General features: G+C 69.0%; 9 protein-coding genes. 5 read left to right on the forward strand and 4 right to left on the reverse strand.

Annotated features, from left to right (window positions below):
- Positions 1–35 precede the first annotated feature (35 nt).
- The 3 genes from ACIBVN_RS06345 to ACIBVN_RS06355 are packed head-to-tail and all read right to left on the reverse strand — an operon-like array spanning position 36 to position 2,830.
- Positions 36–545, reverse strand: a complete 510-nt coding sequence (locus tag ACIBVN_RS06345) for a MarR family winged helix-turn-helix transcriptional regulator (RefSeq protein ID WP_397133308.1) — start codon at positions 543–545, stop codon at positions 36–38.
- 15 nt (positions 546–560) lie between these two features.
- Entirely contained in the window at positions 561–1,559 is a 999-nt protein-coding gene (locus ACIBVN_RS06350; RefSeq protein WP_397133310.1) for a hypothetical protein, read from the reverse strand.
- Complete coding sequence (locus tag ACIBVN_RS06355; protein WP_397133312.1) at positions 1,556–2,830, reverse strand: hypothetical protein; 1,275 nt, start codon at positions 2,828–2,830, stop codon at positions 1,556–1,558. The genes ACIBVN_RS06350 and ACIBVN_RS06355 overlap by 4 nt, the downstream gene beginning before the upstream one ends.
- 289 nt (positions 2,831–3,119) lie before the next feature.
- Here ACIBVN_RS06355 and ACIBVN_RS06360 point away from each other — a divergent pair, with 289 nt between their 5' ends.
- From ACIBVN_RS06360 to ACIBVN_RS06380, 5 genes are all read left to right on the forward strand, one after another.
- A complete protein-coding gene (locus ACIBVN_RS06360; protein WP_397133314.1) occupies positions 3,120–5,261 on the forward strand; it encodes a transglycosylase domain-containing protein in 2,142 nt (713 codons plus the stop codon).
- A gap of 178 nt (positions 5,262–5,439) precedes the next feature.
- Positions 5,440–6,411, forward strand: a complete 972-nt coding sequence (locus tag ACIBVN_RS06365; RefSeq protein ID WP_397133316.1) for a LacI family DNA-binding transcriptional regulator — start codon at positions 5,440–5,442, stop codon at positions 6,409–6,411.
- Positions 6,398–7,633, forward strand: a complete 1,236-nt coding sequence (locus ACIBVN_RS06370; protein ID WP_397133318.1) for a serine/threonine-protein kinase — start codon at positions 6,398–6,400, stop codon at positions 7,631–7,633. Before ACIBVN_RS06365 ends, ACIBVN_RS06370 begins: the two co-directional genes overlap by 14 nt.
- Before the next feature lie 137 nt (positions 7,634–7,770).
- Positions 7,771–8,820, forward strand: coding sequence for a lytic polysaccharide monooxygenase (locus ACIBVN_RS06375; RefSeq protein ID WP_397133320.1), 1,050 nt, complete (start codon positions 7,771–7,773; stop codon positions 8,818–8,820).
- Positions 8,817–9,344 (forward strand): hypothetical protein, encoded by a 528-nt coding sequence (locus ACIBVN_RS06380; RefSeq protein ID WP_397133322.1) that lies wholly within the window; start codon positions 8,817–8,819, stop codon positions 9,342–9,344. The genes ACIBVN_RS06375 and ACIBVN_RS06380 overlap by 4 nt, the downstream gene beginning before the upstream one ends.
- Before the next feature lie 239 nt (positions 9,345–9,583).
- Here ACIBVN_RS06380 and ACIBVN_RS06385 read toward each other — a convergent pair whose 3' ends face one another.
- Positions 9,584–11,164 (reverse strand): cellulase family glycosylhydrolase, encoded by a 1,581-nt coding sequence (locus ACIBVN_RS06385; protein WP_397133324.1) that lies wholly within the window; start codon positions 11,162–11,164, stop codon positions 9,584–9,586.
- Positions 11,165–11,200 lie beyond the last annotated feature (36 nt).

An 11,200-nucleotide genomic window follows, 5' to 3' on the forward strand; every position in this document is an offset into this window, starting at 1 on the left:
GATATCACGGGCTGTCGCCATTTTTCCTGCCTGCATTACGCATCACGGCCCTCAGGGTTACCAAGCGGCCCGTCCAGCAACTTGCGCAAGATCGCCGCGAGCGTCTCGGTGTCCTCGGCGGTGAGCGGAGCGGCCAGCCGGGCCAAATTCGCGGCGTGCTCGGTGAGCGTCTCGTCGATGATCCGCAGCCCCTCGCCGGTCAGCCGGACGCGGAAGCTACGCCGGTCGGCGGGGTCGAGGCTGCGCTCGACCAGCCCCGCCGCCTCCAGCCGGTCGAGCCGGTTGGTCATGCCGGCCCGCGACATCATCAGCACCGCCGACAGCTCCGACGGGATCAGCGTGTACGGCTCCCCGGCCCGGCGCAGCGCGGCCAGCACGTCGAACTCGCCCGGCCGCAGCCCGCGCTTGGTGAAGACCTGGTCGACCCGCGGCTCCAGGACCCGCATCACCTGCGCGAGCCGCCCGAAGACGCCCATCGCCGACAAATCAAGATCTGGCCGCTCACGCCGCCACTGCTCGAGGATCCCGTCGACAGCGTCGCCCATGACTCCGCATCTTATTTACTGGTGCGCGATGGCCGACTCCAGCGTGGGCATGGCGCCGAGGCACGGACCCATGATCACCAGGAACGGCGAGTTGCTCGGGCTGGGCAGCACGAGCTCGGTCACGTTGGCGCCCACCCGTTCCTCGGGCACCCCCATGTTCCCGTCCCTGATGCTGAGCACGCGCTTCACGGGCGGCGCCGCCATGCCCAGCAGCTTCCTGGTGGCGTGGCGCATCCAGCGCAGCTCGCTGTTCACCCGCCGCCACGTCGCGGGGATGACGCTCGCGGGCTCCGCCTTGGTGCCCAGCTTGAGCGTGAGGCGCCCGCTCGACCCGAACGTGTCCTTCAGCACCGGGTTGACCACCAACATGCCCGAGCGCAGCACGCGTACGCCCTGCCGGTTGAAGTTGGCCAGGCCGCCCGCGCTGATCAGCGAGGACTGCTCACAGCGCAGCCCGTCGAGCGTGTCCGGGTCGAAGTCCACCGCCGGCGGCTCCTCGAACACCACCTTGTTCAGCCGCACCCCGGCCACCCCGTCAGGCATGACGCGTCCCGACACGGCCTGGCGTACCTCCGGGGAGACCCCGTCGCCCTCCGTGATGTCGAGCAGTTCGACACAGATCAGCCCGTCGTCGGGGATCTCGTCCGGCGCCAGGTCGAAGGTCACCCGGGCGTGCGCCCGCTTCCCCTTGAGCAGCACGCACTGGCGCAGCCGCCCCTGGGAGCGGACCTGCACCAGCCGGGGCAGCGCGCTCGCCTCGGCCTGGCCGTCGTGCCAGCCGGTCACGGACCGTTCGTCCAGCGACAGCGACAGCAGCACCCGCAGCGAGCGTCCCTGCGCCGAGACCTTGAACCCGGCCAGGCCCGAGGTCTCGAACCTGCCCAGGATCTGGGTGCCCCGGTGGAACCTGTCGGTCACCTGCAGCGCGGAGACCTGGCCGTTGTTGAGGTGTACGGGCGGGATGGCGGGAAGAATCAGCTGGTCGAGCTCGGTGGCGGATCCTGGGCTGGTCATGGGGTGCTCCTGGTGACGAACGGCCCTTCCGGGTCGGGAAACTCCTGGTGATCAACGGCTCCGATCCGGCGGAACCGATCATGGGCGCTCCTGATGTACGGCCCCGCCGGATCGTGGAAGTCGAAACGGGTGAGCATGGGCTCACGCCTGTCCCACATGCGCGCGACCGCGCTGTAGAGGGGGTCGCCATCGCGCTCCACGTGCCACAGGTTGACGGCGAGCGCCCGCGCGTAATCGGCGCCGTGCTCCCAGTGCGGCAGGAGCCCCGTGGGCACGTCCGCGCCGCAACGGCGCAGCCAGAGCCACAGGCGGGCACGCTCGCGCTGCTCCGGCTCGAGGATGGACTCCCCCTTGTCGTGCTTGGCGATGGCCTCGTCAAGCAGCAGGCGGATGTCCGACGGCTGCAGTGCGACGTGCGTGGTGCGGCAGGCTCTCCCCACCGACCAGCCTGCCTGGATGACGGGGATGCCGAACGCGGGCAGATCGTTGTCGCCGAACGCGACGGCCGCGTCCGTCATGCTCCAGAGCAGGTTCGTGGACAGGGCGCCGGCCAGGCCCCTGATGCGCGAATGCGTTCTGGTGACGGGGTCGAGGAACAGCCAGTTCGCCGACACGTCGGAGGCGGCGTACTCCACCGTCGACTCGAACAGCTCCTTGTCCGGCTCCGGCCGGTGGCCGAAGACCGTGATCGTCGGCAGGCCGGGGTCGAGCCCCAGGCGGGCGCAGCCGTAGTGGCGGAGCTGACGGCGCTCGGTCTCCGTGCGGAGCTGGTAGCCGCTCTTCGCCCGCCAGGCCGTCCGCTCCGCGTCGGGCGCGATCACATGCCGGTGCGGCCAGACGTGCCGCTCGAAGAACGCGCCCACCCTGGCGGGCAGTTCCTCGTGGAACGAGCAGGGACCCTGATCAGGGAAGATCGCGTACGCCTTCAGCGACCCCTTCCCGTGAACGTGCACAACCGGGATGTCCCTGCGCACATCGGGATCCACCCGGCTCGTGACCAGCGCGGCCAGCGGCACCCGCGGACCCCCGTCCGCCTCGGCCCCGAACACCTCGGCCAGCCTGCGCCACTCCGGATCGACCAGCGCGAACAGCCGCGCCGACAGCAGCTCGCAGACCGCCTTCGCGACCATGAGCGTACGCACCACGACCCGGATGTCCTGGTCGAACGCCTCCGCCACGACACAGCTGTCACCACCCGGGCTCTCGCCCCAGTATGTTCTTGCGGCGGCGAGCAGCCGATCGAAGTGCTCGCCATCCCCGACACGTCGCATAAGACCCCCCACCACGACCGGTAGCAAACCGACATTGCCAGAGCGGCCAGCGTCCGCCCGCACGGCAACACGCTTTCTTTGGCGAAAACTGAAGATCGCCACAGCTGCCGCACAGGCCCCTGGCCAGCCCGAACTTCCGTTAAGCGGTCAGAGACGGAGAAAACCCGGTTCCTCCACGAACAAACCGGGCACCAGCGGGGTCCAAGGTTTTACATAGAGCACGTCATGGCGGGGTTTAGGATGCACCCTAATGCCACGAGGGGGAGGTTTTACCACCATGGGTTCCCGTATGTCGAGTATCGCGCGCCTGACCGGGGCTGCGGTCGCGGCTGGTGTGGTGGCCGCGGCCATCGCGCTGCCCGCGGTCGGAGGCACCGGAGCGATGTTCGTCTCGGCGTCGGAGGACCTGGGGATCAAACCGCAGGAGCTCAAGGAGCCACCCCTCGCGGAGCGGACGATGGTGCTCGACGCCAAGGGCAAGATGATCGCGACCTTCTACGAGGAGTACCGCGAGAACGTCGCTCTCGACCAGATCGCCGAGATCATGAAGACGGCGATCATCTCGATCGAGGACTTCCGCTTCTACGAGCACGGTCCCATCGACATCGAGGGCACCATCCGCGCCCTGGCCAAGAACCTCAGCTCGGGCGGCATCGCCCAGGGCGGCTCGTCCATCACCCAGCAGTACGTCAAGCAGGTGCTGCTCAACTCGGCCACCACCACCAAGGAGAAGAACGCGGCCCTCGAGGCCAGCTACGCGCGTAAGCTCAACGAGCTGCGGTACGCGATGGCGGTCGAGAAGAAGTACACCAAGGACCAGATCCTTGAGAAATATCTGAACATCGCGTACTTCGGCGCCCGGGCCTACGGCATCGAAGCGGCCGCCAAGCGCTTCTTCGGCGTGAAGGCCGCCGACCTGACCCTGCCCCAGGCCGCCACCCTGGCCGGCGCCGTGCAGGACCCCCTCCAGACCGACCCCAGCCGGGGCAAGGAGTACAAGGACCGGCTGCTGGCCCGGCGCAACGTCGTGCTCGACAGGATGGCCGAGCTCAAGAAGATCACGCCGGAGCAGGCCGCCGAGGCCAAGACCGCCAAGCTCGGCTACAAGGGCACCCCGCTGCCCGGCGGCTGCGAGGCCAGCGACTACCCGTACTTCTGCATGTACGTCCGCAACGAGATCCTGAGCAACCCGGACTTCGGCAAGACGAAGAAGGCCAGGACCCAGTTCCTCAACCGGGGCGGCCTGGAGATCCGGACCACGATCGACCCGAAGATGCAGAAGGCCGCCGAGCAGGCCATCAAGAAGCACGTGCACGCGTCGGACAACCCGGTCGCCTCCGAGGCCCTGGTGAAGCCCGGCACCGGTGAGATCAAGGCCATGGCGGCCAGCCGCAAGTACGGCATCTCCAAGCGCAAGAACGAGATGTCGTACAACGTCGTCGCCGACGCGGTGCACGGCGGTGGCACCGGCTTCCAGGCCGGCTCGACGTTCAAGACCTTCACCCTGCTCACCGCGCTCAAGCAGGGCATGAAGATCAACGAGGGGATCTCGGTGGGCGGCGGCTACCGCGCTCCGGCCTACTGGTCGTTCAAGAACTGCAAGGGCGACAACGTCGGCGATCCCGCCTTCACCGTCACCAACGCCGAGGGCGGCGGCGGGGGCTTCAAGTCGCTGGCCACCGGCACCTGGGGCTCGGTGAACACCTTCTTCATGGCGCTGGAGCAGAAGGTGGGCCTGTGCAACGTGGTCAAGACGGCCAAGTCGCTGGGCATCAAGCGCTCTGACGGTCTGCCCCTGCAGGAGTACGAGACGTTCACGCTCGGCATCAACGAGATGGACCCGGTGACCGTCGCCAACGCCTACGCCGCGATCGGGGCTCGCGGCAAGTACTGCGAGCCGATGGCCATCACCTCGATCAAGGATCGCGACGGCAAGGTCACCAACTACAAGCCCAAGTGCAGGCAGGCGATCGACCCCGAGGTGACGGACGCCGCGGCGAGCATCCTGTCCGGTGTGTTCACCAAGGGCACCATGAAGGGCGTCGGCGGCATCGGCCGGCCGGCGGCGGGCAAGACGGGCACCACGGACGCCCAGTCCACCGCCTGGTTCGCCGGCTTCACCCCCGACCTGGCGGGCGCGGTCAGCATCGGCGACCCGCGCGGCGCGGTCACCCACAAGCTGAACAACATCACCATCGGCGGCCGCTACTACGGCTCGGTCTTCGGCGCCTCCATCCCCGGGCCCATCTGGAAGGACACCATGCTGGCCGCGCTGAAGGGCATCCCGGCGACCGACTTCACGCCGGTCAACAGCTCCCGCTTCGGCGGCTGCGGGGGGAGTTGCCAGCCGCGGCGGCAGGAGCCCGACCGGGGCGAGCGCCCGGACGGGTTGCTGGACGAGGCGGACATCGACACGACGCTGAACCATTGATCATCGGCAGGGAAAACTGGGAAAACTCAGAAATCCCTGCCGGTTATCAACGCCTCTAGCTGAGCAAATTCGGAGTGCGTCCGCACAATGGGACGCACTCCCAGCAAAGGCTCTATTAACAACGCCGAAACATTGGTAACGTGGGAGCGCTCCCAGGATCTTTTCCGCGAGGTGCTCCATGACCGAGCAGCCCACACTGGCACAGGTGGCGGCCGCTGCAGGGGTTTCCCCCGCGACCGCATCTCGAGTCCTCACGGGCTCGGTGCGGGTCAGTACCTCGACCCGCCGGCAAGTCTACGACGCCGTCTCCCGCATGGGATACGTGCGCCAACGCGCCCCACGGGGAACGGCCGCCAAGACCATCGCCGACGGCGTCACGGCGGTGATCTGTGACCATCTCCCCCGCCTTTTCTCCGAGCCCTACTACGCCAGGCTCCTGTCCGCGGCGGGAGCCGTGATCGCCGAGCACGGCACCCACCTCATGGTGACCACCGTCACTCCCACGTCATCCACCCTGCCCGCGCTGTCGGGCGCGGTGCTCATCGTGGGCGCCAGAGAGCGGCACCCGCTGGCGATCAAGTTATCCACCTCGGGCGTCCCCGTGCGCAACATCGGCCGCCCGCCCCACGACCTCAAGCTCCCGTTCGCCGACGTGGACAACCTCGACGGCGGGCGCCAGGCGGCCGAGCACTTCCTGCTGTCCGGCCGCCGCAACGTCGCCGCCATCGGCGGACCGCCGTCCCTGCCCGGCGCCCGGGACCGATTAGAGGGCCTGGTACGCACGTTGCAGGCGGCGGGCCTACCCGACGTGCCCGTGGCGTACGGGGACTTCACCGCGGCCTCCGGCACCCACGCCATGCAGTGGCTGTTACGCCACGCCCCCGGGTTGGACGCCGTCTTCGTCGCCTCCGACCTGATGGCGGCGGGGGCGATCCAGGCACTGCGCAGGGCCGGGCGCAAGGTGCCCGCGGACGTCGCGGTGATCGGCTTCGACGACGCGCCGGTCGCCAGGCATACCGTTCCCGCCCTGACCACCATCCGCCAGCCCGTCGAGGAGCTCGCCACGGTCGCCACCCGGCTGCTCCTGACGGGGGCCGCGGGGATCGACCCCGTACTCCCCACGGAACTGGTCATCCGTGAGTCGGCTTGAGCCGGGGGATGTGCTGGCCCGCAGGTATCTGTTGCTGGATCCGCTGGCCCGCGGGGGGATGTCGGTCATCTGGCGTGCCTTCGACCAGTCATTGCACCGGATGATCGCGGTCAAGGTGCTCACCGCCTCACTCCACACCGGCGACGGCGAGCGCGCCAGCGCGCGCAGCGAGGCCCGCGCCGCCGCCAGGTTCATCCATCCCGACTCCATCGAGATCTACGACTACGGCGAGACCGTCACCACGAAGGGCGGCGTCGCGGCCTACGTGGTGATGCCGCTGCTCGACGGCATGCCGCTGGCCGAGCGCATCGAGCAGGGCCCCCTGCCGTGGCCCGAGGCGGCGACCATCGCGCTGCGGCTGGCCCGGGTCCTGATGGCCGGGCACGCCCGCGGTCTGGTCCACCGGGACGTCACGGCCGAGAACGTGCTGCTCACCGCCGACGGCCCCAAGCTCCTCGACTTCGGCATCGCGGCCTGGGCCGGAGATCCCGACGACGACCGCGGCACCCCTCCCTACGTCGCCCCCGAGCGGCTGCTCGGCGCGCCGACCCACCCCGCGGTCGACGTGTACGCGCTGGGCGTGCTGCTGTACGCCATGCTCACCGGGCGCACGCCGTACCCGGAGACGACGTGGGAGGAGATCGAGGCGGCCCGCAGGACGTATCCTCCGCCCCGCGTCGTCGGCGTGCCGCACGCCGTGGCCTCGCTCTGCCAGCGCTGCCTGGCGCACCGGCCGGAGGCGCGGCCGACCGCGGCCGAGTTCGCCTCCGCGCTGAACTCGGCACTCGGCACGGCGACACTGGGCCGGCATGTGAGACGCGGTCTCACAGTCGCCGGGTCCGCGGCCGTCGCACTCTCCGCCCTGCTGTGGTTCCAGCGGTCGGGGCTCCAGGAGCTGGAGCTGACGGTCAAGCCGTCGCCGACGGCCATGTTCGTCGAGAGCGCGCCGGCTACGGCGATCACGGTGGAGCAGGCCGTGGACGAGTTCAAGAGCACGCTGGAGGCCAGGACACCGTGCGGCGCGACCGACGCCGACGTCGTGCTGGACCTCAAGCAGGTGCTGCACGCCGCGGTGTCGCCGCACGGCCCGTCCGAGTCGACGACGCAGGGCGTACGCCAGAAGCTCTCCGTCCGCATGGCCGAGGGCCGGCTCGCGCCCGCCTGCCTGAGCGAGTTACAGGCCAGGCTCGACGAGATCGACTCCGCGCTCGAGCGGGATTGAGGAGAAAGCACCATTACCAAGATCGAATGAAAGTTTCACAGCGCGTTGTCGAGGCCGTGCGCGGCATGATTCAATGCGCTCGCCGGGCGGGCAGTCGTGGGGCAGGTTTCCTCTGTCGACAGCGCAAGGGAATCCCCATGAGGTTATTCAAGTCGGCGGCGGTCACCGCCGTCACGGTACTGATCGCGACTGTCCTGATGGTGCCCACGCAGGCACAGGCGCACGGGGTGTCGATGTTCCCCGGCGCCAGGACGTTCCTGTGCTGGCAGGACGGCCTGCGGGAGAACGGCCAGATCATCCCCTACAACCCGGCGTGCGCGGCGGCCGTCGCGCAGAGCGGCACGACGCCCCTGTACAACTGGTTCGCGGTGCTGCGCTCCGACGGCGCGGGCCGGACCGCCGGATTCATCCCCGACGGGCAGCTCTGCAGTGGCGGCAGCGGCGGGCCCTACGACTTCACGGCCTACAACGCGGTCCGCAGCGACTGGCCGCTGACCCACCTGACCTCGGGCGCGACCATCCAGATGCGGCACAGCAACTGGGCCAAGCACCCCGGCTCGTTCAACTACTACATCACCAAGAACGGCTGGAACCCGAACGGGCCGCTGAAGTGGTCCGACCTGGAGCCGTTCGGCAGCGTCACGAACCCGCCCGACACCGGCCCCGCCGGCGCGCTCAACTACTACTACTGGAACGCCCAACTCCCGTCCGGCAAGACCGGCCGGCACATCATCTACACGCACTGGATCCGCTCCGACAGCAACGAGAACTTCTACAGCTGCTCCGACGTCGTCTTCGACGGCGGCAACGGCGAAGTCACCGGCGTCGGCCCGGGCCAGAGCACGCCCACCAACACCTCGACCCCGCCCCCGCCGACCGGCGCCTGCACGGCGACGTGGAAGGCCACCGACAACGGCTGGGCCGGCCACTTCCAGGGCGAGGTGACCGTGAAGAACACGGGCACCTCCTCGATGAACGGCTGGACGGTCAAGTGGTCCTACAGCGGCGGCCAGGGCTTCGACGGCTCGCCGTGGAACGGCGTACTGTCCGGGCAGCCGCCCAACGTGGTGGTCAAGAACGCCAGCTACAACGGACAGCTGGGGCCGAACGCGACAACCACGTTCGGCTTCAACGCCACGGGCTCGATCCCGAACCCGGCCCCGGCCCTGACCTGCACCAGCCCGTGATCAAGTCACGTCGCGGGCTCGTCGCGGCGATCGTCACCCTGGCCAGCCTGACCCTGGCCGGGGTGATGTTTTTCGCCAGCCGGCAGTCGTCGTCGCAGCTGTACAAGGAGCTCGCCGCCCAGGCGACGCTGGCGCTCGAGCAGTCCTCGCTCGACGAGCACCACGCGCACGGCCACGACTTCGAGTCGCGCGTCGTGTGCGCCGTGGAGACCTTCGGGACCGATCCGCCGAACGCCACCTCCGCCGTCGAGGTGAAGTGGGTGTACGCGCGCCACATGTGCGCGGTCACCGACGCCGGCACCGACTGGGCGACCTCCGTGCGCGCCTCCGGCCCGATCGCCGTCCGCATCGGCATCCCGCCCTTGATCAGGGTGCCGGAGGCCGGCATGGGGTATCCGGACCGGGTCAGGCAGCTCATTCCCGCCCGCTATCAGGACGAGGCCTTCGCCGAGTTCGACGACGAGGACGCGATAGACGCGGCCCGCCAGAGGTTCACCGAGATCAAGAAAGCCCAGGTCAAATAAGACGCGAGGGAGCGCCGTCGCCTGGACTGAGGAGCGTCGGGAGCGTAGCGACCAGAGCGACGAGGGAAGGCGACGGCTCCTCAGCGACCGAGCCGCCTCCACGGAGTGGAGGCCATGAACACGGACGCGGCCGACTGGAGGTATCGGCCGCGTCCGTCCCATCCGGGCGGGATGGTGTCATGGGCAGGGATGTTGTTTTTTCGCCTCACCTCCTCATACGCAGCCGTTCGACGGGCGGTTCAGTTGGCACAGGTGTAACCGGAAGGGACGGCCGTGTTGCCGCTCGGACGGCTGGCCTGCACCCCGAAGCTGGTGCTGGCGTTCGGTGCGAGCGAGCCGTTGTAGCTCAGGTTCTTGGCCGTCACGGTCTGGCCGCTGACCGTCACCGCGGCGTTCCATGAGCCGGTGACCGTGTGCCCGGCGGGCAGCGTGAAGGTCACCGTCCAGCTCGGCTTGGTCGAGGTGCTGGTGTTGGTCACGGTCACGGGCTGCAGGACGTACCCGGTGCTCCACTGGCTCTGCACGGTGCCGGCGGCCGTGCAGCCGCCGCCGCTGCCGCCGCTCAGCGTGGTGAACGACGCCGTCGGCGACGCGGCGGACTGGTTGCCTGCCGCGTCCCTGGCCTTCACGTTCACCTGGTACGTGGTCGCCGCCGACAGCCCGGTCAGCGTGATCGAGTTGGTGGCGGTCGAGCCGAGCGCGGTGCCGGTCGAGGTGTAGACGTCGTAGCCGGCCACGCCCACGTTGTCTGTGGACGCCGCCCAGGTCAGGGTGGCCCCGGACGAGGTGATGGCGGACGCGGACGGCGTGCCGGGCACGCTCGGCGGGCTCGTGTCGGTGCTGCCGCCGCCGTAGATCGAGGCCTGCCTGGAGGTCGCGGCGATGCCGTTGGCGCCGTTGAACAGCCGCCGGCCCCAATCCGTGAGCTGGGTGACGTCGAAGTTGGTGACCTGGTCGAGGTACTCGACGCCGCCGCCGTTGCCGCTCCACGACCAGCCCAGGTAGCCGAGGCCGCGGCTCACGGACTGCGCCATGATCGTGTCCTCGTCCGGGTTGCCGTCGGAGTGGTTGAACCCGAACTCGCCGACGACCAGCGGCAGCCCCGCGGTCCTGAAGGCGTCCATGTACGCGGTGATCTCCGCGGCGGTGTCGAAGACGCCGTACATGTGGACGGAGAAGATCGTGTTCTTGTTCGGGTCGCTGTCGAAGACCGCCCGCGCGTTGTCCCGCATGCCGAACTGCCAGTCCTGGCCCCAGTTGGGCGCGTCCACCATCAGCGCGTGCTGGAAGCCGTTGCTGCGCAGCTTCTGGATCGCGGCAGTGGTGGCGGCGGCCCAGCCGGGGGTGACGGCGTTGTTGCCGACCGGCTCGTTGCCGATGTTGACGATGACGTAGTCCTCCTGGCCGACCAGGGCGGACTTGACGCTGATCCAGTAGTTGGCGGCCTGGTCGAGGGTGTAGGCGCCGCTCTGCTCGCCGTACCCGGTGGTGTCGTGGTTCTCCAGCACGCAGATGAGCTTGTTCTGCTTGCAGAGCGAGACGACGTTGGCCACGTCGGAGACGGTGTTGGGGGTCCAGCGGCCGCCGCTGAGCACGACCCGCACGGTGTTGGCCTTCAGCGACTTGATGTCGGCGAACGCCTTGGTCTGCGTCGCGTACCACGTGTGCGCATGACTCGTGCCGCGCATGATGAACTCCTGGCCGTTGGCCTCCAGGATCTTCGTACCGCTGACGTGGATGCCGGTGGCGGCGCTCGCGGGGAGTGCGGGGGCGGCGAAGAGGGCGAGGAGGCAGGCCAGCGCGGTGAAGAGTGATCTCATGTGCTGCCTTTCACTGAGCGGTGGAACCGCCCCCGC

Source organism: Nonomuraea sp. NPDC049400, from assembly GCF_044466425.1.
In the GTDB taxonomy this organism is placed as follows: domain Bacteria; phylum Actinomycetota; class Actinomycetes; order Streptosporangiales; family Streptosporangiaceae; genus Nonomuraea.

Coding starts and splice junctions, on each gene's coding strand:
- ACIBVN_RS06345 (WP_397133308.1), bottom strand. CDS start 545: ATGGGCGACGCTGTCGACGGGATCCTCGAGCAGTGGCGGCGTGAGCGG.
- ACIBVN_RS06350 (WP_397133310.1), bottom strand. CDS start 1,559: ATGACCAGCCCAGGATCCGCCACCGAGCTCGACCAGCTGATTCTTCCC.
- ACIBVN_RS06375 (WP_397133320.1), top strand. CDS start 7,771: ATGAGGTTATTCAAGTCGGCGGCGGTCACCGCCGTCACGGTACTGATC.
- ACIBVN_RS06385 (WP_397133324.1), bottom strand. CDS start 11,164: ATGAGATCACTCTTCACCGCGCTGGCCTGCCTCCTCGCCCTCTTCGCC.
- ACIBVN_RS06365 (WP_397133316.1), top strand. CDS start 5,440: ATGACCGAGCAGCCCACACTGGCACAGGTGGCGGCCGCTGCAGGGGTT.
- ACIBVN_RS06360 (WP_397133314.1), top strand. CDS start 3,120: ATGTCGAGTATCGCGCGCCTGACCGGGGCTGCGGTCGCGGCTGGTGTG.
- ACIBVN_RS06355 (WP_397133312.1), bottom strand. CDS start 2,830: ATGCGACGTGTCGGGGATGGCGAGCACTTCGATCGGCTGCTCGCCGCC.